Genomic DNA, 24,972 nt, shown 5'->3' with positions numbered 1-24,972 from the left:
ATACATGAGGAATATATAAGGAGATGCCCTAAAGATAAGTCTTTAAGACATCTATACTTATTATATACTCTTACATGGTACTAACGTCGATAACAAATCGATACTTCACGTCTGAAGCTAGTACACGTTCATAAGCTTCATCAATTTTATCAGCAGAAATTGTTTCAATTTTTGGAGCAATGTTATGCTTTGCACAAAAATTTAACATCTCCTGTGTCTCACGAATACCTCCAATCATGGATCCCGCAAATGAGCGTCGATGGCCGATAAGAGAAAATACATTTACTGCCAATGGCTCTGCAGGTGCACCAACATTTACTAACGTACCATCAAGTGTTAACAACGAGAGGTAAGCATTCATATCAATCTTTGCACTTACAGTGTTGATAATTAAGTCAAAAGTGCCCGCAAGCTTGTCAAATGTAGCTGGATCACTAGTGGCATAGTAATCATTTGCACCGAATTGCAAGCCATCTTCTCTTTTACTCAACGTTTGTGATAGTACGGTAACCTCTGCACCCATGGCATGTGCGATTTTGACCGCCATATGACCGAGTCCGCCCATCCCTACGACCGCTACTTTCTTACCTGGACCAGCATTCCAATGATTTAATGGGGAATATGTTGTAATACCCGCACAAAGTAATGGTGCTGCTTCATCAAGTGAAATGTTCTCTGGGATGCTAACAACAAAATCTTCCGTTACTACTATATGTGTAGAATACCCACCTTGAGTTGGTTCACCATACTTGTCCACTCCCGCATAGGTGGGGACATTACCTTCTAAGCAATATTGTTCTTCTCCTTGACGGCAGTTTTCACATTCACCGCAGGAGTCAACCATACATCCGACACCTACTCGATCGCCAACCTTGTACTTTGTCACCTCGGAACCGATGTCTGTCACAATACCGGCAATCTCGTGTCCTGGTACAAGCGGATAGTTCACTTCTCCCCATTCTCCATGAGCGGTATGAATGTCTGAGTGACAGATACCCGCGTACTTAATCTCAATTAATACATCATGTGAATCAAGATCACGACGTTGAATTTCCGCTTTTCGAAATAATTTGTCAGGTCCATCAACAGCCCGTGCTTTAGCAATTACCATGAATAAAAACCTCCTAGTAATTTTTTGGTTATTCAAGAGAAAATCTATTATTCGTAATATTTCCCTTGCAATATTATGATATTACTTATAGTTAACTCTAGGTCAAGCATTATTTGATTATTTGGCTCATTTCATCGATCACGTTTGTCGTAAACATTGATTTGACAATAACGAATGGGTGTGATAATATTTTTAGACTCTTAGAGTTAACTCGAAGTTTAAATGAAACGAGGAGAGAAATAATGAGAACCTATTCTATTAGCGAAGTGGCACATGAATTGAATCTTACGGTATATACATTACGTTATTATGACAAAGAGGGACTCCTTCCTTTCGTAGAACGTACCGACAGTGGAATACGAAGATTTAAGGAGTCTGATATCGAAGCATTAAGAGTCATTGAATGTCTCAAATCGACTGGGATGCCTATTAAAGAAATTAAAAAATTTATCGATTGGTGCTCTGAAGGTGATTCTACTTTACAAGAAAGATATGATATGTTTATGGAGAGAAAAGCTAGCGTAGTAGCACAAATGGAAGAACTTAAGAAAACGATGGAACTCATCGAATATAAGTGTTCCTACTATCAAGAAGCATTAGATGCTGGGACAGAAGATATTCATAAAAATAATAAAATAGAAATTTATAGTTCTAATTAAGATCATATAGCTGAATCCTGTTGAGGATCTCAGCATTTTTTTATATTCTTCATTCATCGTACTAGAACAAAAAATTTGATTAGTCATATAGTGTAGTAAATCAGCCTAGTGAAAGAGGGATTATATGAATTCGTTACCAGCAATTGATCTCGGCCTGATGTCGGAGCATTTATTAGCACATGATGGAGTCATTCATAAGTTAGTATACTATCAAAATTTAGTAACTAGCACTGAACTACAAAACATCCTAAAATTACAAGAAGAAGTAATGCGCACTCATGTATGGATTATGTTAGCATTTATTAATCCGAGCTATCATAACGATATAGAAGTCCCGCAATTAAGTACTTTTGAACAGAAATATAATTTCCAAAGAGCAGGGAATGATGAAAATAATAAATGGGTTGCATTAGAATCACATAGTACAGCAAAAAATATGTCTATAGAAAATTACCAATCTGCAATGTTAATGAAGAATATGAATGTAAAAAATGCACACATCGAAATGGCATTACAACAAAATCAAATAAAAGAAAAATACGCAAATTATATAAAGAAAATGGGTTGGGATTTTGTACCTAAAGCAACTACAGAGGCGCAGATTAGCACATTTCTGCATTTTAATTATTTACTGAATCGTCATCTAATTTGAGCCTTCTATTTTCAAAAAAAAGCCATAATCCTTTATACTTAAAGGTTTATGGCTTAGACATTCCATAATATCGTTCTATTTAGCTATTTATCAATGACAAATTCCTTCTTACTATAAATTTCATAAGCAATGTATCCAAATAAAAAGCCTAATCCAGCTCCTAAACTAACGGTAAGGTGTAAAAACACTGGGAGAAATATACCTAGTATAACACCGATAGCACAACCAAAGAGCATTCCGATTGGTATTAAACTATCTAATAAATATTGAGCATTTTTTGACTTTTTCTTCCCTAAGGTACCTTGATTATATTTAAGCTTAAGCCTTGTCAGAACAAACACTACTATCCCACCGATAATAACAACAGGAGCAATTGCCATAACAAACCCCATATAAGAACCTCCTCACGCTTTTAATGTTCATACGTGCTACTAGAAATTGCTTATAAGCTCCACACTTTAATGTAATTATACCAAAATTTTTACAGCATATCGATCTTTGCATAAATTCTCCAGTTTATATTTTCAAACAAGATGTCTATAGGCAAGGAAAGTCTACCTTCAAAAGTTTATTTTCAACCCTTCTCAACTATTATTACTGTGCTTCAATTGGTAAAGTAAACCAGAATGTATGTCTATTGCCATTTGAAATTAATCCTATGCTGCCTTTATGCCTTTCCACAATTTCTTTTGATATTGCTAATCCAAGTCCACTTCCTCCAAGCTCACGACTTCTAGAGTTTTCTATCCGATGAAATCTCTCGAATATTTTTGCCTGCTCTCCTTGAGGAATAGTTTGACCTTCACTTGTAATGGAGACTCTGTACACTTGATCGAGACTCTCCCCTTTAATTGTTACTAGACTATTCCCTTTATGATATCGTATTGCATTATCGATTAGGTTGCTAATCACTTGTGAAATTCCCCCAATATTGAGATGCAACTTCTGATATTCTGCTTGCATCTCACAACGAAGCCCTTCTTTATTCAATAACCAACGAAACATTTCTATCGATTGTTCAATTAAAATTACTATATTTGTAGACTCCTTTTCAGACAAGGGCTGTTCTGAATCAACATCCCACTCTTTTAATTGATCCATTTGTTCAACTAATTTTATTAATCGTTTGGATTCCTTCAGAAGAGATTCATACAATTTGCTATCTCCTTCAATCAAACCGCTTTTCAATGCATTTAAATACCCATTTAGGTTGGATAATGGTGTGCGAAATTCATGTGATAGATCAGATACAATTCTTTGACGTTGCTGTTCTTTTATTTTTAACTGTACTACCAATTGATTGAAGTGATCAATAAATTCTCCCATTTCATCTGAAGCATGGTTTTGGATTGCCATGAAATTTCTGATCTGGATATGACTTGGATAAATTCATATGTAAAAGATGCGGTGAAAAAAATGTTCAAAAACGTATACAGTAAATCAATGACTTGCTTATCTCTCTTAGTTTTTCTATAGGACTCAAATATCACCGTTAGTAAAACAGCAATGTAAAACGCCTTCGAATCACTTGGGTATGCTAATATAGAAATTGGATCACTGATAAAGGAGTGAAGATTGGTAAAAATCTTTCCAATCCATAAAGTAATAACAAATACTACCAGTAGATTACTGGCCTCTTCTATCCACTTTTTTGTTTCCATTTTTGAGTGGGGGCTCATAAACCAAAAGAAGAGAAACCCCACAATAAAACTACCAATTAATACAACTAAATCACTTTTTATCACAAGCGATCCAATCATCCAAGCAGATGGCATATTACTCCCTCCTTCCTTTAGGATAATAAAGTATTGTGAAAATTTAATGAATATAGCAAAAAACGATAAAGGAAAATAATATCCTCTATCGCTAAGATTGGTAACGAAAAACACATTTATCTATACAGTTAATTAGTCTTGTTTCAATATCCTCATCATTCAAATTTACTGCTAAGTTTGCTAAAATTTTTTCAGGTGGTAATGATGATCTTCTTTCTTCACTTATTATCTTATGTGCGTTATCGGGATTAATTTTTTCTCAGACATAAGTCTACCTCCTTATTGGATAATTATTATTAAATGGAAACCAGTTTTCTATTATATTTTCACCTAAATAGTGTTATATAAACAAAAAAACTATTACCTACTTGTCACAAGTAAATTTACTGCTTCTTTTATTAACGCTTCTGATTTTTCACCAGTTTGTTGTTCCTCACGAATACACTGCTCAAGATTTGTACTAACAATTAATGCAGCTGTACGGTCTAAAGCACTTCTTACAGCCGTCATTTGTATCACCACATCTCTACAATCCTTTTGTTCTTCCATCATACGTAATAAACCTCTGACTTGGCCTTCTATTCTTTTTATTCTATTTTTCAATTGAGCATTATACTCCATAGATGCCTACTCCTTTCCATTCACAAAATATCCATCCAGATATTAATGGCTGTACCTGCAATAAGGATGGCTAAAATAATCTGCAAGTATTTCGTGTTGATTGTTTTGCCTGCATTCGCTCCTAAGGGGGACGCGATTAAGCTAGCAATAATCATAATTACAGCTGGTAAGTAGTCTACCTGGCCTGTCGTGATCTTCCCTATAGTAGCACCAATAGACGAGATAAAAGTTATCGCTAATGACGAAGCGATCGTCATACGTGTCGGAACTTTAAGAAAGACTAGCATGATCGGAACTAATAAGAACGCCCCAGCTGCTCCAACAATTCCAGCTCCAATCCCGACAACTAAAGCAAAGAATGCTGCCAACCATTTATTAAATGTAACTTTTTCTAGAGGGATATCGTCAATTCCCTTTTTCGGAACAAACATCATGATGGCAGCAATTAGTGCCAATATGCCATATGTTAGATTAATTTCACCTCCGGATAATAGCTTCGATCCATACCCACCTATAAAACTACCTATTAGAATACTTATCCCCATATAAGCAATCAGTGTTTTATTTAAATATCCTCCTTTTCGATATGCCCAAACGCCACCAATTGTTGCAAACAAAACTTGGACTGCGCTAATTCCAGATACCTCATGTGCTGAAAAAGTTGCCACACCAAATAATGGTGGAATGTATAAAAGCATCGGATATTTGATGATCGAACCGCCTATCCCTAACATTCCTGAAATATATGATCCAACAAAACCGATTAAAAATACGGTAATCATAAAAGCAAAATCCATTTTCACACTTCCTATCCTAAATAAAAGGGAACCATCCTCGTGGTTCCCTTTCATTAACTTTTCTTAATCCAAAACAAAAATACATCATTTTCTTCTGAAAAATTTAGTAGCTCATGTCCACTAGATTTCGCCCATGCTGTTAAATCACTTTTAGCACCTTTATCTGTAGCTTGAACTTCTAAGATTTGGCCAGATTCCAATTCATCCATCGCTTTTTTTGTTCTTACTATTGGCATTGGACATGCTAAACCTTTTGCATCTATTACTTTAGTAACATCCATTTACCTCTTCCTCCTTTAATTGTTATTTAACGTACCGCACAACGATTTGGCCCGATTTCCATTTCTCTTTGCTCCTCTTCCTTAGGTGTTATTTTCCCCATATTTGTTTCACGTATTTCTTGGTATGCATTTGGTTGTGGTGGTAAATTTTCTGTCACTATTTTGCGAAAATCAGTTTCATCTTCGATATTTAGTCCATGATTCTTTGTAAAGAGAACATCTAATTTTTCTGCAACCCTACCATCGTCATTTAGTTCTTCCATCCTCATAAAGTGTGCTGGTAGAACTACTAGATCTCCTGACAGTTCTTTATAACGAGAATATAAAGTCTCCCTTAAATCTCCAACCCAATCTTCTGCTTTTCCAGCTAAGTCAGGTCTTCCAATCGAATCAATAAACAGAATATCTCCAGATAACAAGAATTTCTCTTCTACCACAAAAGATGTAGAACCGATCGTATGACCTGGTGAATGCAATGCTTGAATTTCTATCGCTGTTTTACCGATTTTTACGACATTTCCATCTTCTAAAGCATTGTACTGAAAGGTTACCTCGACGGCATCTTTAGCAGGTAACCAATAGCTAGCACCTGTTAATTCTGCTAGCTTTCTACCACCTGATATATGATCTGCATGCAAATGTGTATCGAGCACGTTCGTGACACTTACCGCTTTCTTTCTAGCAAAATCTAAGAAAATATCAGTCATTCTTGTAGCATCAATAATAGCAGCTTCTCCATCTGAAAGGATCATATAAGAAAGACATCCTTTACCGATACGGACAAACTGATAAATCTCTCCACCGTCTTTTAAGTCACCTACTTTAACAGGCTCTAGGTGCTCACTCCATGCCTTCATTCCACCTTGAAGATAAGATACATTTAATCCTGCACCAGATAGCATTTCTGCTACCATGACAGATGAGCCTTCCTTGGCACAAACTACTAATATATCTTTATTGGAAGGAATTTTTTCAAAGATTTCATCTACTCCGTCTAAAAGTTCGAAATAGGGAATGTTTAAATATTCAATGTTTTCTCCTTCAATCTTCCAATCTTCAAATGCATCTTCATTACGTACATCCAAAATAAATAATTCCCGTTTATCTATTATTTTTTGCGTTACCTCATGTGCAGTCATCCTATTTACTGCCATCACCAATTACCCCCTATAGTATCATTTGTTGTAAAAAAATTTAACTTCCTATAGTCTATAGTGATATTAGCCATCTAGTTTAGTTGTTTTACCAGTCCAGTTGCTCATACCTGGTAAAACATTTAATACATTCAAAAAACCATTTTCTGCTAATTTTTGTGCAGCTAAATCACTCCTGCTACCGGTTCGACACACCACATAAATTTTATCCTCTTTATTCAACTCATTCATTCTTTCCTCTAATTCACCTAATGGAATCGATACGGCATCGGGAATATGATTAAAGGCATATTCTGCTGACTCTCTTACATCGAGAACCACAATATCTTTATCTAGGTTAGATTCCAATTCATCATTAGTAGCAGTTACTGGATGGTTCCTTTCTACAGTATCTTCTTCAGACGCTTTTCTTAAATAATGTTTTAAAGCGTCACCTTCTTCCAGCGTCCCTAAATATTGGTGTCCAGAGCTATTAGCCCATGCTTGTATATCAGCCTTAGATCCTTTATCTGTTGCTTGCACTTCCATAACTTGCCCTGCTTCTAAATCCTTCATCGCTTTTTTTGTTTTCACGATAGGCATTGGACACGATAGACCTTTTGCATCTAATAACAAATTTGCTTTAATTGCTCTCATATTAATACCTCCAAATACTTAAAATTTCTTATTCTCTTGTTCTTTCAAGTATGGCATTCCGGATTTTTCTAGGGATTTTTCCAATCTATCACTCTCGAAGAAAATTTAAATAAACAAGTTTACATGACCATCTTTCGCATCAGCTAGATAAGCTGCCACTCCTGCGTAGTCGATGTCATCTAGTAATTCTTCTTTTTGAAGTCCTAATAGATCCATTGTCATTGTACATGCAACTAGCTTAACCTCTTGTTCTTGAGCCATTTCAATTAAGTTGGGTAAGCTCATCACATTGTGCTTTTTCATTACATTTTTAATCATTTTAGGTCCAATTCCAGCGAAATTCATTTTGGATAACCCCATTTTATCTGCACCCTTTGGCATCATCTTTCCAAACATTTTTTCCATAAAACCTTTTTTGACATCAATCTTTTCATTTTTTCTAAGTGCATTTAAGCCCCAAAATGTATGAAAGATGGTAACTTCATGATCATATGCTGCTGCACCATTCGCAATAATATAAGCTGCCATTGCTTTATCATAGTCACCACTAAATAAAACGATGGTTGTTTTTCCCTTTTCCAACATGTTAATCCTCCTATATTTATTCACTCAACAATTACCCCTGCGGGTATAATTGATATTAAAAAAATAAAAATGAGTATAATCCCATTTTTATTATATATCAACTGTGATGTCGATCTGACGAAGTCTATAATATACCCTTATAGGTATTTTGTCAACAAAAAAATTATTATTTTTTTGATTAACTAAAGCCCCAAACCAGTGTTATAAAGGTTTAAGGCTTATTTTTATGATTCCGAATTTGACTCGAACCAACGATCTCCACCCTGTCAAAATAAAGTGAGGTCATCTATCAAAAACATACTCGCATTATATCCTTTATTTATAAGGATTTACGTTTGCTACTAGGAATCGGTAACTAGCAAATGGAGTTAATTTCACTTTATCTATCAACTCGAGAAAAACTTAATGGATATTAACGCAAATACAAATGCACTAACAAATCCGCATATAAAAAATGGCACTGTATCTAATGTGAAGTATTGCCAGTTGTCTACTAATGAAATAGTACTTGCACCCAACATGATTGGTACAGCCATGATGAAAGTAAAGTCTGCTGCTGCACGATGACTGACACCTAAAATAACCCCTCCAGATATTGTTGAACCAGATCGTGAAAATTCGGGCCATAATGCGAAACACTGAAAAACTCCTATGATGAACGCTTGATTTAAAGTTAGTTGATCTATAGAATTAGTTTTTATCATACGCTTTGATTTCCAGTCCGCTATAATCATCAAAATCGCACCAAAAACTAACCCTACAATGACTGTCTCAACTGAAAATAAATATTCATCAATATAATCATCGAATAGAATTCCTAGAACACCTGCAGGTAATAGCCCAATGACAATATGACGGATTGTTAATCTTTTTACAGATTTATATCCTGTCTTCTGATTCAGATTAAGTAATAGCTTCATCCTGTCTTTGAATACAATCACAACGGCTAATATGGAGCCTAACTGAATAACAATTTTGAATGTATTTGCTATTTCAGTTGAAAAAGTTTTCTTGGATTGTAACAGAAGATCATCCACAATAATCATGTGGCCGGTAAAGGAGATGGGGGCAAATTCTGTCAACCCTTCTACAATTCCCAATATGAATGCTATAAAAATTTCCTTCAATATCCATTTCTCCCTCTAATTTAATTACTTTTATTTTTAATTTCATCCCATGTATTTATCATATCCCAAGAAAAGTCAGGTAGTTCAGAAAGTATTTCATTACTTCCCGATATTTCGCCCGCAATATAAATAGAGCCAAAAAATACTAGAAACAAAAGCAGCATAACTAAGTAGCACTCCACCGTTTGTAAAAACTCTTTTTTATTTTTCATTATCTATTCCTTCCACACTTCTTTTTGATTATAGTTTTTAAGGCATAACAAAATAAGCCTAAGCAAGGCAAAAATAAAAAAAATAAATTTTATGGTCGTGAAAATAAGCCTAGAGAAGAGACTAGACTAAGTAGATATGTAAGTTAGAGGTAGTTTGAGGTGTGTTGAACGATTTTACAATTCTCTAAAAATTGTTTGTTCTCATCTGTCAGATTAAACTTGTTTTTCTCTAAAGAATTGATGTTTTTATTTATCGCTTCGTTATCAGCTTTCAATAAAATAAACAACTTAAATTTCTGCACGGTATAAAAAACACTATCAGTTATTGCTTCATCATTAATAACCAGCTCTTGTGCAGAGACAGCCACATCGTTAGCATTTCCATTGACAGATATATCATCTGTTGTGTTGACTACCAATGTCGCAGTTAAGAAAAAAGATACTAAACACAGTAAAAAAGAACTCCTCACTTTTTTCACCTCCATTCATCTTCCTTTATTATAAAATATTAAGCAATAAAAGCAAATTCAGTGATAAAGAAACGTAAAAGCTTAAATATTATTCGAGTACGTTAGAGGGAATATGGGTGCATATAGTCTTATATCGAGTTGAATTTTCATCTTCCTTTTTGATATTTGTATGTAACTATTTTCGTTTCGTTTAAATAGTAGATTAACATTTAAGATTAATATTATGCTATAAATTATTGAGTTGAACGATAATACGTATTTAATTGATGGCAAAACTTCAATTCAAGTTGTAAATGCTTTCTTTGAAATTACTTTAATAAATGAAAATGTAGATACTATTTCAGGCTGGATACTTAATAAAAACATAGACGAAAAAGAAGAAACAGTCGTACCACACGATACACTAAAATTCAAAGTAACTGAGCGATCAAATAAAAAAAGTAAAATTATATACTAAGTAATCGCTAACTAATAACATTGTACGGGAGACCACTTTATTAAGCGGTCTTTTTTTGTCACCAAGTGTAGGTGTACCCCTACTGTCTATTAAGACGTACTCACGCAACGTTAGTGCAGAAACTAAGTAAGGCCCAAGTTACTAAGCAAGAACTTGCACCAAAATAATCTTACCATGATGTGATGCATTTAGTCAGAGTTTTCATAACCATTAACAACACGATATTTTTTTGTTAAAAATGTCGAGTACTTTTATATTTGCTTTGGTATGATGTATTCATGAAAGGAGGGATATGTTGTTAAAAGAACTAAACGAAGTGATTGACTATATTGAAGTTCATTTAACCGATGACCTGTCTCTTGAAAACATTTCTGAATATGCTGGGGTTTCGGACTATCATTTTAGAACAGTATTTTTTCATCTTTCAGGGTTGACCCTGAATGAATATATAAAAAACAGAAAACTATCTGAAGCGAATAAGGATTTATTGAGTGGAGAAAAGGTTACGGATGTTGCTTTTAAATATGGTTATCAATCAGTAGATGGTTTTACAAGGGCATTTAAAAAATGGTGTGGTTTTTTACCTTCAGATGTAATAAAAAAAAGGATAAGCAAATCATTTCCTAAACTTTCATTCGTAATTACTGTTAAAGGAGGAATTTCTATGGAATTTAGAATTGAAGATAAACCAGCGTTTAATTTAGTTGGTGTAAGTAAACGTGTTCCAATGCAATTTGAAGGTGTAAATAACGAAATTGTAAAATTGGCAGAAAGTATAACAGAAGAACAAAGAAAAGAAATGCATTCACTTCAAAATATAGAGCCCTATGAAATTGTTAATGCTTCTTATAATGCTGACGCAAATTTCTTAAAAGAAGAAGGGGATTTAACACACTTGATAGGAGTTTTAACGACTAAAAATCAAGTAAGTGATCAATTAGATAAAGTAGCCGTTGAAGCATGCACTTGGGCAATATTTCCAAACGAAGGACCATTTCCATCTACTTTACAAGAAACAATGGCAAAAACATATTCAGAATGGCTTCCTTCTTCTAATTATGAAGTAATCAATGCTCCTGCTTTTTCATTTACTAAAATGGATAATAATGATAACTATGCTTATAGTGAAATTTGGATTCCTGTTCGGAGCAAGTAAAAAGCATAACCAATAATATATGAAGAGCAATGCTAATCTTTCGGCATTGCTTTTTTCTTTTTTTGACCATTCAAACGTACTACCATTATAACTCTTATGTGATGTCCATTTTCCTTTAAAAAGCCTTCTATGTAATAATTTTAACGCTAAAAGGCGGAACACTTACGACTTAGGTACCACAACACAATGTAAAAAAATAGTGTTAACACTTCGACCTAAAATGCTGTAACCATGCACGGTGTATGATTCCGATTGTGGTTTAGCTTTATAATGAAAAAAGCTGATTTTCATTACTGAAAACCAGCTTCTCCTTATATTAAGCTTCTATGTCATAGCCTTGTTCTTCAATAGCTTCTTTCATGACATCAATATTTACTTTAGACTCATCATAAGTTACATCTACACTACCAGCTTCTAAATTAACCTCAGCAGCTGACACGCCATCTATTTCTTTTAATGCCCCTTCAACGGACATTTTGCAATGGCCGCATGTCATGCCTTGTACGATTAACGTTTTTTCCATGACCATTCACCTCCTTTAAGGTGGACTTTATAACTTGACTCGTTTTAAGCGTAATGAGTTAGAGACAACACTTACCGAACTTAATGCCATTGCTGCACCAGCAATCCAAGGCGCCAGTAGACCTAATGCTGCAATCGGGACTCCTGCTGTATTGTAACCGAAGGCCCAGAAAAGATTTTGGCGGATATTCTTGATTGTGGCATGGCTAATTTTGATTGCTTTTGGAATAAGCAATAACTCCCCACCAAGAATCGTGACATCGGCAGCTTCAATGGCTACTTCCGTTCCCGTACCAATAGCAATTCCAATATCAGCGATTGCTAATGCTGGGGCATCATTTACCCCATCACCGACCATTGCAACCTTTTTACCCTTATCCTGAATTTCTTTCACTTTATCTGCTTTTTCTTCTGGTAAAACTTGAGCAATTACTTTGTCGATGCCAACCTGTTTGGCAATTGCTTGTGCAGTTCGCTCATTATCACCTGTTAACATGATAACTTCTAAGCCTTCTTTTTTTAACTCTCTAATTGCTTGTGGTGCTGTTTCTTTAATGGTATCAGCGACCGAAACAATTCCACGAAACTGTCCATCAATTGCTATTAACATTGCTGTTTTTCCTTCTATCTCATAATCAATCAATTCTTGTTCAGCTCCACCAACGTCGATTTGGTGATTCTGCATGAGTTTTCGATTACCAACAAGAATTTGTTTATTTGATATCGTTACTTCGATACCATGTCCAGGTATTGCAGTAAAATCATCTACATTAACTAATTCGATATTTTTTTCGGTTGCATACGCTACAATAGCTTCCGCCAGCGGATGTTCTGAGCCTTTCTCCGCACTAGCAAGTAACTGTAATGTTTCCTTATCACCAGTAAAGTTTGTAACTTCGGGTTTTCCTTTTGTGATGGTACCTGTTTTATCGAGCACGATTGCATTTAATGCATGTGTACGCTCGAGATGCTCTCCACCTTTAAACAGGATTCCATTCTCTGCAGCCTTTCCTGTTCCAACCATAATGGATGTAGGTGTTGCAAGGCCTAAAGCACAAGGACAGGCAATAACAAGGACAGCAATTGCTGCAACTAGAGCTGGTTCAAACTGGCCAGGTTGGACAAATGCTATCCATATGACAAATGTGAGAATGGCTATCCCCACAACAATCGGTACGAAATAACCTGAAATGATATCAGCTAATCGCTGGATTGGTGCTTTAGAACCTTGGGCATCCTCTACAATTTTCACAATCGATGCAAGGGCAGTATCTTTACCAACTTTTGTTGCTTCCATTTCAATCGAACCATTTTTATTGATCGTTGACCCTATAACAATTGCGTCTATTTCTTTTTCAATTGGAATAGATTCTCCTGTAATCATCGATTCATCGACAGATGTTCTTCCTTTTACAACCATACCATCAACAGGTATTTTCTCACCCGGTTTTACAACTAAACGATCCCCAACGGCAACTTCTTCCACTGGTATCATCGTTTCCTCGCCATTTCTTATCACACGTGCTTCTTTCGCTTGTAAATTAAGTAAAGAAGACAGTGCATTCGTCGTTTGACTCTTTGCTCTTGCTTCCAAATACTTACCAAATAATATCAAAGTGATTAAAACAGCACTTGTTTCAAAGTATAGATGAGGCATATATTCAGGATTACCAATGGTCTTAAATGATTCATATAAACTGTAAAAATAAGCCGCACTTGTACCTAATGCAACAAGCACATCCATGTTCGCTCCACCATTACGAAGGTTCTTATATGCCCCAACATAAAATTGCCAGCCGATAATAAATTGGACAGGTGTTGCTAAAGTAAACTGGAACCATGGATTCATAAAGATGGCCGGTATTGTCATATTAAATAAATGAACCAGCATCGTAACTAAAAGCGGTGCAGCTAAAACGGCAGAAATTATTAATTTTGTCTTCATATTCTTAATTTCTTTTTCTTTATGTGTTTGTTTTTCTGCTGCTTCCACTTTTGGCTTTGCATCATAGCCAAGCTTTTTAATTTTCTCAATGATTGCTTTCGGGTTTACCAATCCTGGATTATATTGTATTGATGCAGATTCTGTTGTTAAGTTTACAGAAGCAGACTTAACACCCTCTTGTTTATTCAAGACTTTTTCAATTCGGGTTGAACATGCAGCACAAGTCATTCCAAAAACATCTAATTCTGTTTTTTCCATTAAAACCCCGTAGCCAACTTTTTCAATTTTTTTTGTAATATCCTCAATGGAAGTCTTCTCAGAATCGTAATCTACAGTTGCTTTTTCGGTAGTTAAATTGACTTGTGCCTCAACTCCATCCATTTTATTTAATACCTTTTCAATTCGCGTTGAACAAGCAGCACAGGTCATTCCCGTTATACCAAGTGTTGCATGATTTGTTTCTCCCATAATCGTTTCCTCCTTACTTGGAAAACTGCTTCATCACACTCATTAATTCATCAATCGTTGCTTTCCCGTCACCTTGCTTAATCGCATCACTAACACAATGGTTAAGATGTCGTTCTGTGACAGAGAAACCAACATTTTTTAACGCGGACTGTATTGCACTAATTTGTACTAAAATATCAACACAATACCTGTCTTCCTCAACCATTTTCTGAATTCCGCGTACTTGTCCTTCGATACGTTTTAAACGGTTGATTACTTTTTGCTTTTCATCTTTTGTTCTAGGTTTACTTGGGTGATCCTGTAAGAACTTATCCAAATAAATCACTTCCTTTTTATTTTATACTTATACTATACCCCCTTATGGTATATTTGTCAAATAATATAGAACTTTCGTCTCCTATCAATAAAGCTTGAAACTTTTATAATATTTGTGATTAATGGGTACTATTTTGGGTAGCTTTGCGATTGCTGCAACAAATGGAGAAAGCTGTAAAATCTGCTGCAAGTATAAAACAAGAATATATACTAGCGGGAACCATGATGCCGCTAGTAAGAAAACAGAAATATTTCCTATCGCAAGATAAGGTCTTTAAAAATACATGTCGGCATTTTGGTTATTCTCATAAAAAAATAGCGACTCTCGAATTAAATCAAGAATCGCTATATACCAAGGGTTTAGGGCTATGATTCCGATTGGGCTCGAACCAACGACCTCCACCCTGTCAAGGTGGCGCTCTCCCAGCTGAGCTACGGAATCATGATATGTAACTGTATTATAACTATAGGGAATTATTATTATTTTGTCAATTAACTCTGCCTTACTTTATTTGCGAAATAAAAACCTGATCCAGAGAATCAGGTTTCTTCATATATTTCACTTGGGATAACAATTTCTTGATTGCCTGAGACATAAGGGGCAATTTCGTATTGCTGAAATACTAATGTGATGCCCTGATTATTAAAATAAAATGCTGTCTGTTTTCCTAATTGTATATCCTCTTTTTTAAGATCTGGGTAGAAGATTTCCGGACGTTCAATTGCGTATTCCCACACATAATCGGTAACAGCTTTAATCTGTTCATCTGTTGTCAAAATATCAGTTAGATAAACCCTTTTACCTGTCTCTACATTATAATTAAAGGACTCAACAGTTGTGTTGCCATGGGCTCCACCACTAAAGATATATTTACTCATTAAGATACTAAGCCTTGGGAGTTGATTATATTTCACTTCAAATTCTGTCTGAAAATCTGCTGCAAACCCATGCTTTTCTGCTTGTTTTTCATTTTCTTTATATTCCTTATAGGCTTTCTTAATATAGTTTGTAAAATCTTGATTTATCCTTTTTTCCATCTTTTTATCAGTAACATCACTTACTTGAGGATATTTTAGTTGTTCGTTATTTTTATAATATTCAGCTTGAACGGTGGCTGTTTTTCCTGTTGATTCATTAGCATTTACCGCTAATCCAGTAACACTAAACAGGACAAGAAATATCGATAAATAGATGGCAGTTGTTTTTTTCCAATTCATTCGTTGACACACCCTTCTTTTTTCATTAGGTTGCACATCTTGAACCGTTTCATGCAAATTTCTTCTCTTTTCGAGCAATTATGATACACTTTTTAAAAAGTACTGTTTATATGGGGGAAATAGAATGAAGCGTAAAGGAAAAATGGAGGATTTAGTGATTGAAAGTCAATATTTACAGGAAGCTCTAACGGTTAAAATTTACGTTCCAGAGGGATTTTCACCTTTTCATGATTACCAGCTATGTATCATGCAGGACGGTGATGATTATTTCCGAATCGGACGTATAGCAACATTAAGTGATCAGCTTCATGCTTCAATGGAGATTGAGCCAACTATTTTTGTTGGCATTCATTATCAGGATCGATATGATAGATTGGATAAATATCATCCTGACGGGAAACTACAAAAGAAGTATATCGATTTCCTAATCCGTGAGGTAATACCATCACTTGAGGAAAAGTTACATATAACCCCTCTTTCCTATACATTGATGGGAGATTCACTTGCTGGTACGTTAGCCTTTATGATTGCAAGTAGTTATCCTAGTACGATCAATAAAGTGGTTATGCAATCCCCTTTTGTCAATGAAACGGTATTAAAAAAAATTCGTGAAACCAATCAACTTCAGGGACTAAAGGTATATCACTCCGTCGGTACAGAAGAAACAGATGTAAAGATAACGACTGGGGAGGTGCTGGATTTTTTAGCTGAGAATCGTACCTTTCAGCATTTATTAGCTAAAAAAGTATCGAATTATACTTATGAGGAATTTAATGGTGATCATACATGGACATATTGGCAACAGGACTTACGCAAAATACTAATACATATATTGGGAGAGTGAAGGAATTGGAAATCAAAATAGTACAAACAGATGAGCAGCTTCAAGATGCTTATCAAGTGCGGAAAGAAGTATTTGTCGAGGAACAGAACGTACCAGTTGAATTGGAAATTGATGAACTAGAAAAAATGGCCACTCATTTCGTTGGTTACAGTGAAGGCAAACCTATTGCAGCAAGCCGGATTCGCTTTCAAAATGATTATGGTAAAATGGAACGGATTTGTATACGAAAGGACTTTCGTGGAAAGGGCTACGGAAAAGACATTTTATTGTTTATGGAAAATTATGCAAAAGAAAATGGTTTGAATAAGGCAAAATTACACGGACAGATTCAAGCAGAAAAGTTTTATCAAAAACTTGGGTATAAAACCGTATCAGACCAATTCATGGATGCAGGAATACCTCATGTCGAAATGATCAAAAGCCTTACCGAATGGAATAGATAGGTATGTATACTTCCTAAATTGGCTATCCTATTGTTAGATTAAAGATAAAGGCAGGGATAAGCCTAATGGAGTATGGTGCCATTTTACTGGAAACCTTTTTTGGGTTCATTATCTTATTTATTTTAGCTAAAAGCCTTGGAAAAACACAAATTAAGCAATTAACCGCCTTTGACTTCATTTCTGCTTTAATTTTGGGAGAATTAATTGGAAATGGTTTATATGATAAAGAGGTCGGCATTCTCCACATGGGTTTTGCCGTTATTTTATGGGGAGTTTTGCTTTATGTAACAGAGATCATTACCCAAAAATATAAAAAGTCTCGTTCATTATTAGAGGGTAGCCCCTCGATCATGATTCATAAAGGAAAAATACAGCGCGAGCAAATGAGGAAAGCAAAATTAGATATGAACCAGCTCTTGCATTTACTTCGCTCCAAAGGGGTATTTTCCGTTAAAGAAGTCGAATATGCTATTTTGGAAACAGATGGGACGGTATCTGTATTGAAGAAGACAAATTATCAGTCACCTGTCCGTAAAGACTTCAATCTTCCTTTAGAAAGTGTTGCCCTTACGTTTATGATCATTAATGACGGGGAAATTCTTTATGATAACCTCTCCGAGATTGGCTATGACAAAGCTTGGCTGGAGGAAGAATTAAAAAAAGAAGAAGTGTATTCGATACGAGATGTATTTTATGCAGAATATGATAAAAATAACGGACTGTATATTCAAGGATTCTAGAAAACAAATATAGCCAGACATCACCGATGTCTGGCTATACTTTTGCAATGAATTGACGACCCTTTCCCGTCATTTTTGCATATATCTGATTGTTTATCGATTTCATGTATTCTAAATCCTTTTGCTCTTGTTTTACTCCCGCTTTTTTTAGTAATGCTTGTTCTACATCCTTTTCGCGAAGTCGGTCATAATTACTGTCAAGTTGAATTGGGTATAGTCTTTCAATTGGAAAAGGATCACGTTCTCTTTTCGTCACTCGCTGTTGGTACTGTTGATATTGATAATTCTCAACTGGAATAACATACCCCATCGAAAACCCTCCCCCATTCACACCATTTTAAAACTATACCCATATATTCGTTTTCTTAAACATCTATTTGGCTGTTTATCCGCATTATAACCAGGAAAAAGGTGGGCGATCGTCACGATCCTTGTGATCATCATGCTCCTCATGATCGTGTCTCTCATCTCTCTCTTCTCTCACATCATCATTGTCATGATGGTGTTCACGCTCATCCGCTTGAGGTTCCTGCCTAGCACCCCCGAATAAAGGATCACGGCGACGTGTTGGTTCGATTCGGACATTATCTGCTTTAATAACCAAATCTTTTACATAAATCACTTTTTTCTTTTCTGACAATTTGTTTCACTCCCTTTTACCCAAAATCATTATCGATATATCCTATGCAGCTTTACCTATTGGGTGTCACACTCCTATTTAGAAGCCAATAAGGTTTATTTCCGTAATCTGCTCAATAGGAACAGAAATTTCTTCCTCTTTACTGACAGTTTGGACTAGTGCCATATTACTTTTACTACCTAGAATATATCCATAGTATTTTTTTCTTTCTGTTATGATTTCACATCTTACTCTTGGTAAGTATGAAGGTATTCTTGAAAAGTGTTCTATCTTCTCCAATATTGTCATATCTTTAAATCGTTTTTTAGAAGAACTTCTATCTTCCACTATTTCTTCACCATGATCCTCTGTAGACATTTCGTCACTATCATTCAATGGATGCTTTGCATGATAAAAGCTTTGCATTTTACGATCGGGCTTTGTTAATTTTGGCTGGTGTAAATATAACTTAGGTTCTTGGTTATTACTTTTAATGGAACTCACTGTCCATTCCTCCCTATCTCACCAATTCATATATTAATCATATGTGAAGAGCCCAATAAATGTGCGAGAAGAATGAAATTTACCTACAAAATAGAGACATTCGTCCATACACATTCGCTAATTCTCCATAGATTATTATTGTTAAGGAAATCTTATAAAAAGGAGTGTAGTAATTTATGGGAAAACACCACGATAGCTGTAATGATAACGAAGTAGGTGGCATCCAAAGCGGAAATTGTGTCTGTGACGTTGTTCGTACAATCGCTGATGCTCAAGATGACGTAGCAGATAGAACTTGTGATGTTAGCTGCGTACGTTCGATAAGAAGCCTTGTCTCTCCTGTAACTACAAATGGTTTAGACACTGTACCATTTATCCTATATGGAAAAGATCATAAACCATTTAAAGGATTTGGTGCGGAATTCAAATCCCACGGAAATGGTCCAGCAAAATTTGACTGTGTGGAGAGCTTTATCTTCCGTGTAAAAGAAGTCGGAGATGACTGCTGTGCTGTATTAGAATTGTTAGTATTCGACAATGAGCATGATGCTTGCCACGATCCTTGTGAGCAAATCAACAAAGAGGAAGTAGCAGATCTTGAACGTACTGGAATTTGTATCACAGTAGATCTTAACTGCTTCTGTGCAATCACTTGTTTACCAGCTGTATCTTTATTCTAAATGAACCCTTTTCTCTGATTAGAGGACTGCTGCCTAGCAGTCCTTTTTCTATGTGCGCCAGGCATGGCGACTATCTAGGTGGTGAAAGTCCACTGTGGGGGTACACATCAACCAACCACTAGAGAAGCGCAAGGTACTTATCGTGAGGTAAGGGCTGAAGGAAGCGTGTATCAAAATCTTGGCTCGACGAACAGAAATCTGATACCAAGGCTTTATAGGCGGATAAGGCTCCATAACAAGTCAAAGTCCAAAAGATGTGCGTAATCCTATAGAGTAAATCAGACGAGTAAAAGAGGAAAGATAGTTGTCTTACCCTAGGAGGTCTCACGGACAGCTGAGGAGTCCCCTATAAAGAAAGCTGGTCGAAAAAGGTTTACCGTGAGAAGTCAGCCGAAGCCATAGTAGTGATGAAATCATGAAGGGCTGAACAATTTATAGTGTTTCTACGCCATGAATGCACGGCAGATATATTTCAGAATGTGTTAATGAGGAAAGTATGAGCGTATCTCAGAGGATACTCAAAAGAGAAGTGTCTGATCGTCACGTTAACGGAAAGGAAGAAACGAGTGTGGAGCTTTTAGAAGAAATCTTAAGCAATCAAAATATGAATCAAGCTTATAAGCGCGTGTATCGCAATAAAGGTGCAAGTGGAGTAGACGGAGTGAGTGTAGAAGAATTAAAGGAATATCTGAAAGAACAGAAGGATGAACTTCGTGCTCAAATCCGGAAAAGAAAATACCAACCTTCGCCAGCATTGCGAGTCGAGATTCCAAAAGAAAATGGAAAAATGCGCAAACTAGGTATCCCAACGGTTGTCGACAGAGTGGTACAACAAGCAATCAGTCAAAAACTTAACCCCATATTTGAAAAACAATTCAGTGAATACAGCTATGGTTTCCGACCTAGAAGAAGCTGTGAAATGGCAATTATTCAAGCACTAGAATATATAAATGATGGATATGAATGGTTAGTAGATATTGACTTAGAGCGATTCTTTGATACGGTTCATCACGACAAGCTGATGAGAATCATCTCCCATACGATAAAAGATGGAGATGTGATTTCCCTTATACGGAAATATCTCGTAAGTGGAGTAATGGTCCATGGTAAATATGAAGATACGCCAGTTGGAACACCACAGGGAGGCAATCTTAGCCCACTCCTAAGCAACATTATGTTGAACGAGTTGGATAAGGAACTAGAAGCAAGAGGACTGCGTTTCGTCAGATACGCAGATGATAGTCTCATTTTCATAAGAAGCGAAAAAGCAGCGAATAGAGTGCTCACTTCCATTACAAAATTTATCGAGAAGAAATTGGGATTAAAGGTAAATGTGGAAAAGAGTAGAATCTCCCGTCCTGGTGAAACAAAATTTCTAGGATTCGGTTTCTACTATGATTTTAATAAGGAAAAGTTCCAACCAAGACCACATGAAAAATCGATTCAGAAATTTCAAAGGAAACTGCGAAAGCTAACGAAACGGAATCTGGGCATCTCACTAGATGACAGAATCGTCAAGTTAAAACAGGTCATTCTTGGTTGGGTCAACTACTTCAAGATAGCCAACATGAAGAAAGCACTTGGAGCGGTAGACGCAAAACTTCGCTCCCGACTTCGAGTAATCATCTGGAAGCAATGGAAGAACAACAAGAAGAGAATAAAATCTCTTATCCAGCTTGGCATTCCCGAAGAGGAAGCAAAAGGCTTAACTTACTGTCGAAGAGGGTATCGTTTCATTGGGCTATCGAAGGTGGTTCAAAGAGCTTTATCTAACAAACGTCTCAAGCAAAGGGGTATACCCTTTGTCTTAGACTACTATTTAAAAGTACACACTGTGATATAAATTGAACCGCCGTATACGGAACCGTACGTACGGTGGTGTGAGAGGGGCGGATAGTTATTTAACTTTCCCCTCTACTCGATTGCCAATGAGATGGTTTATTTCCAATATATAAGGGAAACATATCCATATCATTTGCATTTATGCCATATCATCTGTTAAAATTCGTCTTTGTATGTGAAATGCGGATACTCCAATAAGGAATTGGAGAATATAGTCTTATATTTATCAAACTTAATATCAGAAAGGATGGTTGTGTGCGAAAAACGACTAAAGTATTTTACATTTCTTTAATCATATCATTATTATTTATCATTTGGGGTATCGTCCCAAAGGAAGTTTGGCCAACTTGGAATCTAGCAAGCATTACTACTAATATTCAAGGATTTTTAGTAACACGCTTTGGATGGTTTTACTTACTCGTTGCAACCACATTTTTAATCTTCGCGATCTTCTTAATTGTCTCAAAATACGGAAATATCGTTCTCGGAAAAGATGGCGATAAGCCGGAATATAATTTCATAACATGGTTTGCTATGTTATTCAGTGCCGGTATGGGGATTGGACTTGTCTTCTGGGGAGCTGCAGAACCTATTTCTCATTTAACTGCTCCACCATATGCGACAGAATCTGAAGCAGAAGCAGCAAGAGTAGCAATGCAATATAGTTTTTTCCACTGGGGCTTCCACCCATGGGCTGTTTATGCAACACTTGCTTTAGCGCTTGCTTATTTCCAGTTTAGAAAGGACGAGCCTGGACTTATAAGTAGTACACTTAAGCCATTATATGGTGATAAAATGAATGGTGGTTTAGGTACTCTCATTAATGTCATTGCCGTATTTGCAACGGTATTCGGTGTCGCAACGTCACTAGGTTTAGGGGCACAGCAAATTGGAAGTGGTATTGAATTTTTAACTGGAAATGTTGTGAATAATATAACACTTCAATTAATTATTATCGGTGTCGTGACAGTCTTATATATGTCATCAGCGCTTACTGGTCTAAACAAAGGAATCAAATACTTAAGTAATACTAATATTGTCTTAGCTGTGTTGTTAATGCTTTTCGTTTTGTTCACAGGTCCGACGAACTTTATTATGAACTTTTTCACCACAACATTAGGCTCCTATTTAGCCAACTTACCTGAAATGAGTTTTCGAATGGCTCCGTTTAATGAGGATAATGCTACATGGTTAGAGGGATGGACCATATTTTACTGGGCATGGTGGATTGCATGGGCACCGTTTGTCGGTATGTTTATTGCAAGGGTATCTCGTGGTCGTACTGTACGTGAATTCGTGCTAGGGGTACTCCTTGTTCCAACCATTTTTAGTGCATTATGGTTTAGTGTATTCGGTGGATCCTCTATTTCTTTACAAATGAATAACGGAATCGATGTTTCTGGTGTAATGGATGATTCAGGTACAGAAGCCGCTTTATTTACTGTATTAGAGAACTTTCCATTAGCTACCATTACCATTACTTTAGCTGTACTCTTAATAAGTACGTTCTTTATCACCTCTGCCGACTCTGCGACATTTGTTCTTGGTATGCAAACAACAAATGGAGATTTAAATCCTGACGTAAGAATTAAGGTTGCATGGGGAGTTGTCCAATCAGGTACTGCGGCCGTATTATTATGGCAAGGTGGCTTAGAAGCCCTTCAAACAGCGTCTATAATAGCCGCATTCCCATTTGCCATTATATTGATCCTTGTGGTCATCTCCGTCTTCAAAGCTTTTCAAGAAGAAGGTAGAAACTATACATTGAAGCGAAAAAAGGCAGAATAGCTCATCAAAAATCCCCATTACTGCAAGAATTGCAATAATGGGGGTTTTAATCTAAAAATCGTTGCTTATCTTCTGGGTTTGGTATCATACAGGAGGTCCTTTTCCCAAACCATCTATAGCGGTTTTTGGCCACGATTTGATAAATTTTATCTCTAATGGGCTTTGGAATTATCAGTAGTACATAGAGTCCTTTGTACAATCCTTTTAACTCTTTTGCAATCCGAAGAGCAGCGGTTGATTTGGTATAAGCTTTTTCCTCGTCTATTAATACGATACTGTCAATATGATGTGGGATATGATAATCTTTTTTAAACTGCTCACCTATCTTACTTTGTAATGAGGCAAACTGAAACTTTTGTTTTGGATCATGCTTAATAATAAATTGAACACTGTGATTACAAAAGTTACATACACCATCGAATAGTATCACTTTCTTCACTGCTTCCCCTCCCTATCTTTAACCTATCATAGTCTGAAGCTTTCTTAAAGAAAAAATCCCCAAACCAAATGTTCGAGGATTTTCCACTTATATTAGGATAAACCTAAAGTATTGTAGCCAGAATCGACATGAATCGTTTCACCTGTTACTCCACGTGAAAGATCACTTAACAAATAATAAGCAGTATCCCCTACTTCCTCTTGGGTAACCGTACGTCGTAATGGGGCTTCTTCTTCGATTTTTTTCAATACACTGTTGAAATCTCCAATCCCTTTTGCCGAGAGTGTACGGATTGGTCCAGCAGATATGGCATTAACGCGAATTCCTTTTTTACCAAGGTCGTTTGCTAAATATTTCATACTTGCATCAAGACTTGCTTTAGCCACACCCATCACATTGTAATTTTTAACCACTCTTTCTCCACCTAAATAAGTCATTGTTACAATGCCTCCACCATCAGTCATTAATGGGGCAGCTTCTCGTGCAACTGCAACCAAGGAATAAGCACTAATATTGTGTGCGAGTAAGTATCCATCTCTACTAGTGTCAATAAAATCTCCCTGTAGATCCTCCTTATTTGCAAAAGCAATGCAATGAGCTAGTCCATGAATCGTGCCAACATCTTGTTTCATTTCTTGAAAAGTTTTTGCCACTGCCTGATCGTCCGTTACATCACATTCATAGAACAGTGCATCTTGACCTTCTAATGTAGAGACAAGGTCCTTCACAGGCTGTTCAAAGCGATCATTGGCATAAGTGAAAATAAGTCGAGCACCAGCAGCATGTAAGGACTTCGCAATCCCCCATGCAATACTTCTTTTGTTTGCGACACCCATTACAACATAAGTACGCCCCTCTAAGGAAAAATTCATCATAAAGCCTCCTCATCCGTTTATTACTTATTATTAGTAC

Annotated in this window: 31 protein-coding genes, 1 tRNA gene and 1 pseudogene; 10 read left to right on the top strand and 23 right to left on the bottom strand. The window is 36.1% G+C overall.

The annotated features are described in order from the left end of the window. Positions 1-70: 70 nt before the first annotated feature. Positions 71-1,111, bottom strand: a complete 1,041-nt coding sequence (locus ACZ5N5_RS12045; protein ID WP_054788653.1) for an alcohol dehydrogenase catalytic domain-containing protein — start codon at positions 1,109-1,111, stop codon at positions 71-73. 242 nt (positions 1,112-1,353) lie between these two features. Here ACZ5N5_RS12045 and ACZ5N5_RS12040 point away from each other — a divergent pair, with 242 nt between their 5' ends. Beyond that, positions 1,354-1,770 carry a MerR family transcriptional regulator gene (locus ACZ5N5_RS12040; protein ID WP_464372549.1) on the top strand — a complete coding sequence of 139 codons (417 nt, stop codon included), beginning with the start codon at positions 1,354-1,356 and terminating at the stop codon, positions 1,768-1,770. 124 nt (positions 1,771-1,894) lie between these two features. Continuing rightward, positions 1,895-2,422: a hypothetical protein gene (locus ACZ5N5_RS12035; protein WP_054860597.1), complete on the top strand. Its 528-nt coding sequence runs from the start codon at positions 1,895-1,897 to the stop codon at positions 2,420-2,422. Between the two features lie 83 nt (positions 2,423-2,505). Here the strand turns inward: ACZ5N5_RS12035 and ACZ5N5_RS12030 are convergent, their stop codons facing one another. The 12 genes and pseudogenes from ACZ5N5_RS12030 to ACZ5N5_RS11975 all read right to left on the bottom strand — a co-directional run bounded on the left by ACZ5N5_RS12030 (position 2,506) and on the right by ACZ5N5_RS11975 (position 10,095). Beyond that, positions 2,506-2,814 (bottom strand): hypothetical protein, encoded by a 309-nt coding sequence (locus ACZ5N5_RS12030; RefSeq protein ID WP_054860596.1) that lies wholly within the window; start codon positions 2,812-2,814, stop codon positions 2,506-2,508. Positions 2,815-3,016: 202 nt separating this feature from the next. Beyond that, positions 3,017-3,778 carry a sensor histidine kinase gene (locus ACZ5N5_RS12025; protein WP_464372548.1) on the bottom strand — a complete coding sequence of 254 codons (762 nt, stop codon included), beginning with the start codon at positions 3,776-3,778 and terminating at the stop codon, positions 3,017-3,019. Beyond that, positions 3,712-4,197: a hypothetical protein gene (locus ACZ5N5_RS12020; RefSeq protein ID WP_464372547.1), complete on the bottom strand. Its 486-nt coding sequence runs from the start codon at positions 4,195-4,197 to the stop codon at positions 3,712-3,714. The genes ACZ5N5_RS12025 and ACZ5N5_RS12020 overlap by 67 nt, the downstream gene beginning before the upstream one ends. Positions 4,198-4,557: 360 nt before the next feature. Beyond that, positions 4,558-4,818: a metal-sensing transcriptional repressor gene (locus tag ACZ5N5_RS12015; RefSeq protein ID WP_054788650.1), complete on the bottom strand. Its 261-nt coding sequence runs from the start codon at positions 4,816-4,818 to the stop codon at positions 4,558-4,560. A gap of 20 nt (positions 4,819-4,838) precedes the next feature. Then, positions 4,839-5,615, bottom strand: a complete 777-nt coding sequence (locus ACZ5N5_RS12010) for a sulfite exporter TauE/SafE family protein (RefSeq protein ID WP_054788661.1) — start codon at positions 5,613-5,615, stop codon at positions 4,839-4,841. A gap of 53 nt (positions 5,616-5,668) precedes the next feature. Further along, a complete protein-coding gene (locus ACZ5N5_RS12005) occupies positions 5,669-5,896 on the bottom strand; it encodes a sulfurtransferase TusA family protein (protein WP_054860594.1) in 228 nt (75 codons plus the stop codon). Between the two features lie 26 nt (positions 5,897-5,922). Beyond that, positions 5,923-7,050 carry an MBL fold metallo-hydrolase gene (locus tag ACZ5N5_RS12000; protein ID WP_109985007.1) on the bottom strand — a complete coding sequence of 376 codons (1,128 nt, stop codon included), beginning with the start codon at positions 7,048-7,050 and terminating at the stop codon, positions 5,923-5,925. A 66-nt stretch (positions 7,051-7,116) separates the two neighbouring features. Beyond that, positions 7,117-7,686, bottom strand: coding sequence for a sulfurtransferase TusA family protein (locus ACZ5N5_RS11995; RefSeq protein WP_109985008.1), 570 nt, complete (start codon positions 7,684-7,686; stop codon positions 7,117-7,119). Positions 7,687-7,791: 105 nt separating this feature from the next. Further along, the gene (locus ACZ5N5_RS11990; RefSeq protein WP_109985009.1) at positions 7,792-8,271 is read right to left on the bottom strand and encodes a DsrE/DsrF/DrsH-like family protein; all 480 of its coding nucleotides are present in this window, start codon (positions 8,269-8,271) and stop codon (positions 7,792-7,794) included. A gap of 315 nt (positions 8,272-8,586) precedes the next feature. Next, positions 8,587-9,398, bottom strand: a pseudogene (locus tag ACZ5N5_RS11985) (undecaprenyl-diphosphate phosphatase). Positions 9,399-9,418: 20 nt separating this feature from the next. Continuing rightward, positions 9,419-9,610, bottom strand: a complete 192-nt coding sequence (locus ACZ5N5_RS11980; RefSeq protein ID WP_109985010.1) for a hypothetical protein — start codon at positions 9,608-9,610, stop codon at positions 9,419-9,421. A 143-nt stretch (positions 9,611-9,753) separates the two neighbouring features. Further along, positions 9,754-10,095, bottom strand: coding sequence for a hypothetical protein (locus ACZ5N5_RS11975; RefSeq protein ID WP_464372546.1), 342 nt, complete (start codon positions 10,093-10,095; stop codon positions 9,754-9,756). Between the two features lie 226 nt (positions 10,096-10,321). On the opposite strand from ACZ5N5_RS11975, the gene ACZ5N5_RS11970 reads away from it, so the two are divergent. Next, positions 10,322-10,537, top strand: a complete 216-nt coding sequence (locus tag ACZ5N5_RS11970; RefSeq protein ID WP_181397584.1) for a transporter associated domain-containing protein — start codon at positions 10,322-10,324, stop codon at positions 10,535-10,537. A gap of 295 nt (positions 10,538-10,832) precedes the next feature. Beyond that, a complete protein-coding gene (locus tag ACZ5N5_RS11965) occupies positions 10,833-11,693 on the top strand; it encodes an AraC family transcriptional regulator (protein WP_109985013.1) in 861 nt (286 codons plus the stop codon). Positions 11,694-12,009: 316 nt separating this feature from the next. Here ACZ5N5_RS11965 and copZ read toward each other — a convergent pair whose 3' ends face one another. The 5 genes from copZ to ACZ5N5_RS11940 all read right to left on the bottom strand — a co-directional run bounded on the left by copZ (position 12,010) and on the right by ACZ5N5_RS11940 (position 16,161). Then, positions 12,010-12,216 (bottom strand): copper chaperone CopZ, encoded by a 207-nt coding sequence (copZ, locus tag ACZ5N5_RS11960; RefSeq protein WP_054860591.1) that lies wholly within the window; start codon positions 12,214-12,216, stop codon positions 12,010-12,012. Positions 12,217-12,243: 27 nt separating this feature from the next. After that, positions 12,244-14,628 carry a heavy metal translocating P-type ATPase gene (locus ACZ5N5_RS11955; protein ID WP_464368228.1) on the bottom strand — a complete coding sequence of 795 codons (2,385 nt, stop codon included), beginning with the start codon at positions 14,626-14,628 and terminating at the stop codon, positions 12,244-12,246. Between the two features lie 13 nt (positions 14,629-14,641). Beyond that, entirely contained in the window at positions 14,642-14,944 is a 303-nt protein-coding gene (locus ACZ5N5_RS11950) for a metal-sensing transcriptional repressor (RefSeq protein WP_054860589.1), read from the bottom strand. 368 nt (positions 14,945-15,312) lie between these two features. Continuing rightward, positions 15,313-15,385: transfer RNA gene (locus ACZ5N5_RS11945), tRNA-Val, on the bottom strand. Positions 15,386-15,483: 98 nt separating this feature from the next. Further along, complete coding sequence (locus ACZ5N5_RS11940) at positions 15,484-16,161, bottom strand: DUF3298 and DUF4163 domain-containing protein (RefSeq protein WP_109985024.1); 678 nt, start codon at positions 16,159-16,161, stop codon at positions 15,484-15,486. A gap of 124 nt (positions 16,162-16,285) precedes the next feature. On the opposite strand from ACZ5N5_RS11940, the gene ACZ5N5_RS11935 reads away from it, so the two are divergent. From ACZ5N5_RS11935 to ACZ5N5_RS11925, 3 genes are all read left to right on the top strand, one after another. After that, positions 16,286-17,005, top strand: coding sequence for an alpha/beta hydrolase (locus ACZ5N5_RS11935; protein ID WP_464372545.1), 720 nt, complete (start codon positions 16,286-16,288; stop codon positions 17,003-17,005). Between the two features lie 5 nt (positions 17,006-17,010). Continuing rightward, entirely contained in the window at positions 17,011-17,448 is a 438-nt protein-coding gene (locus tag ACZ5N5_RS11930) for a GNAT family N-acetyltransferase (protein WP_054788660.1), read from the top strand. A 65-nt stretch (positions 17,449-17,513) separates the two neighbouring features. Continuing rightward, positions 17,514-18,188: a DUF421 domain-containing protein gene (locus ACZ5N5_RS11925; protein WP_464372544.1), complete on the top strand. Its 675-nt coding sequence runs from the start codon at positions 17,514-17,516 to the stop codon at positions 18,186-18,188. Between the two features lie 34 nt (positions 18,189-18,222). On the opposite strand, the gene ACZ5N5_RS11920 is transcribed toward ACZ5N5_RS11925, so the two are convergent. The 3 genes from ACZ5N5_RS11920 to ACZ5N5_RS11910 all read right to left on the bottom strand — a co-directional run bounded on the left by ACZ5N5_RS11920 (position 18,223) and on the right by ACZ5N5_RS11910 (position 19,311). Next, complete coding sequence (locus tag ACZ5N5_RS11920) at positions 18,223-18,498, bottom strand: hypothetical protein (protein WP_464372543.1); 276 nt, start codon at positions 18,496-18,498, stop codon at positions 18,223-18,225. 84 nt (positions 18,499-18,582) lie between these two features. Then, on the bottom strand, positions 18,583-18,828 hold the full coding sequence (locus ACZ5N5_RS11915; protein WP_277678585.1) for a hypothetical protein: 246 nt from the start codon (positions 18,826-18,828) through the stop codon (positions 18,583-18,585). A 78-nt stretch (positions 18,829-18,906) separates the two neighbouring features. Continuing rightward, the gene (locus tag ACZ5N5_RS11910; protein ID WP_054860576.1) at positions 18,907-19,311 is read right to left on the bottom strand and encodes a CotO family spore coat protein; all 405 of its coding nucleotides are present in this window, start codon (positions 19,309-19,311) and stop codon (positions 18,907-18,909) included. A 176-nt stretch (positions 19,312-19,487) separates the two neighbouring features. Here ACZ5N5_RS11910 and ACZ5N5_RS11905 point away from each other — a divergent pair, with 176 nt between their 5' ends. The 3 genes from ACZ5N5_RS11905 to ACZ5N5_RS11895 all read left to right on the top strand — a co-directional run bounded on the left by ACZ5N5_RS11905 (position 19,488) and on the right by ACZ5N5_RS11895 (position 23,621). Beyond that, positions 19,488-19,991: a CotY/CotZ family spore coat protein gene (locus tag ACZ5N5_RS11905; RefSeq protein ID WP_054788645.1), complete on the top strand. Its 504-nt coding sequence runs from the start codon at positions 19,488-19,490 to the stop codon at positions 19,989-19,991. Positions 19,992-20,559: 568 nt separating this feature from the next. Continuing rightward, the gene (gene ltrA / locus ACZ5N5_RS11900) at positions 20,560-21,834 is read left to right on the top strand and encodes a group II intron reverse transcriptase/maturase (protein WP_109982985.1); all 1,275 of its coding nucleotides are present in this window, start codon (positions 20,560-20,562) and stop codon (positions 21,832-21,834) included. Between the two features lie 254 nt (positions 21,835-22,088). Then, positions 22,089-23,621, top strand: a complete 1,533-nt coding sequence (locus ACZ5N5_RS11895) for a glycine betaine uptake BCCT transporter (protein ID WP_109985029.1) — start codon at positions 22,089-22,091, stop codon at positions 23,619-23,621. A 46-nt stretch (positions 23,622-23,667) separates the two neighbouring features. Here ACZ5N5_RS11895 and ACZ5N5_RS11890 read toward each other — a convergent pair whose 3' ends face one another. After that, the gene (locus ACZ5N5_RS11890) at positions 23,668-24,060 is read right to left on the bottom strand and encodes a thiol-disulfide oxidoreductase DCC family protein (RefSeq protein WP_054860575.1); all 393 of its coding nucleotides are present in this window, start codon (positions 24,058-24,060) and stop codon (positions 23,668-23,670) included. Positions 24,061-24,152: 92 nt separating this feature from the next. Continuing rightward, positions 24,153-24,932 (bottom strand): enoyl-ACP reductase FabI, encoded by a 780-nt coding sequence (gene fabI / locus ACZ5N5_RS11885; RefSeq protein WP_109985030.1) that lies wholly within the window; start codon positions 24,930-24,932, stop codon positions 24,153-24,155. Positions 24,933-24,972 lie beyond the last annotated feature (40 nt).

It is taken from the genome of Gracilibacillus sp. JCM 18966 (assembly GCF_055392695.1).
Note: the sequence above shows the minus strand (reverse complement) of the source record. Positions and strands in the feature narration are given on the sequence as shown.

Coding starts and splice junctions, on each gene's coding strand:
- ACZ5N5_RS11980 (WP_109985010.1), bottom strand. CDS start 9,610: ATGAAAAATAAAAAAGAGTTTTTACAAACGGTGGAGTGCTACTTAGTT.
- ACZ5N5_RS11940 (WP_109985024.1), bottom strand. CDS start 16,161: ATGAATTGGAAAAAAACAACTGCCATCTATTTATCGATATTTCTTGTC.
- fabI (WP_109985030.1), bottom strand. CDS start 24,932: ATGAATTTTTCCTTAGAGGGGCGTACTTATGTTGTAATGGGTGTCGCA.
- ACZ5N5_RS12020 (WP_464372547.1), bottom strand. CDS start 4,197: ATGCCATCTGCTTGGATGATTGGATCGCTTGTGATAAAAAGTGATTTA.
- ACZ5N5_RS11975 (WP_464372546.1), bottom strand. CDS start 10,095: ATGGAGGTGAAAAAAGTGAGGAGTTCTTTTTTACTGTGTTTAGTATCT.
- ACZ5N5_RS12040 (WP_464372549.1), top strand. CDS start 1,354: ATGAGAACCTATTCTATTAGCGAAGTGGCACATGAATTGAATCTTACG.
- ACZ5N5_RS12025 (WP_464372548.1), bottom strand. CDS start 3,778: ATGGCAATCCAAAACCATGCTTCAGATGAAATGGGAGAATTTATTGAT.
- ACZ5N5_RS12000 (WP_109985007.1), bottom strand. CDS start 7,050: ATGGCAGTAAATAGGATGACTGCACATGAGGTAACGCAAAAAATAATA.
- ACZ5N5_RS11955 (WP_464368228.1), bottom strand. CDS start 14,628: ATGGGAGAAACAAATCATGCAACACTTGGTATAACGGGAATGACCTGT.
- ACZ5N5_RS12005 (WP_054860594.1), bottom strand. CDS start 5,896: ATGGATGTTACTAAAGTAATAGATGCAAAAGGTTTAGCATGTCCAATG.
- ACZ5N5_RS11925 (WP_464372544.1), top strand. CDS start 17,514: ATGGAGTATGGTGCCATTTTACTGGAAACCTTTTTTGGGTTCATTATC.
- ACZ5N5_RS12045 (WP_054788653.1), bottom strand. CDS start 1,111: ATGGTAATTGCTAAAGCACGGGCTGTTGATGGACCTGACAAATTATTT.
- ACZ5N5_RS11995 (WP_109985008.1), bottom strand. CDS start 7,686: ATGAGAGCAATTAAAGCAAATTTGTTATTAGATGCAAAAGGTCTATCG.
- ACZ5N5_RS12030 (WP_054860596.1), bottom strand. CDS start 2,814: ATGGGGTTTGTTATGGCAATTGCTCCTGTTGTTATTATCGGTGGGATA.
- ACZ5N5_RS12010 (WP_054788661.1), bottom strand. CDS start 5,615: ATGGATTTTGCTTTTATGATTACCGTATTTTTAATCGGTTTTGTTGGA.
- ACZ5N5_RS11920 (WP_464372543.1), bottom strand. CDS start 18,498: ATGGGGTATGTTATTCCAGTTGAGAATTATCAATATCAACAGTACCAA.
- ACZ5N5_RS12035 (WP_054860597.1), top strand. CDS start 1,895: ATGAATTCGTTACCAGCAATTGATCTCGGCCTGATGTCGGAGCATTTA.
- ACZ5N5_RS11935 (WP_464372545.1), top strand. CDS start 16,286: ATGAAGCGTAAAGGAAAAATGGAGGATTTAGTGATTGAAAGTCAATAT.
- ACZ5N5_RS11905 (WP_054788645.1), top strand. CDS start 19,488: ATGGGAAAACACCACGATAGCTGTAATGATAACGAAGTAGGTGGCATC.
- copZ (WP_054860591.1), bottom strand. CDS start 12,216: ATGGAAAAAACGTTAATCGTACAAGGCATGACATGCGGCCATTGCAAA.
- ACZ5N5_RS12015 (WP_054788650.1), bottom strand. CDS start 4,818: ATGGAGTATAATGCTCAATTGAAAAATAGAATAAAAAGAATAGAAGGC.
- ACZ5N5_RS11990 (WP_109985009.1), bottom strand. CDS start 8,271: ATGTTGGAAAAGGGAAAAACAACCATCGTTTTATTTAGTGGTGACTAT.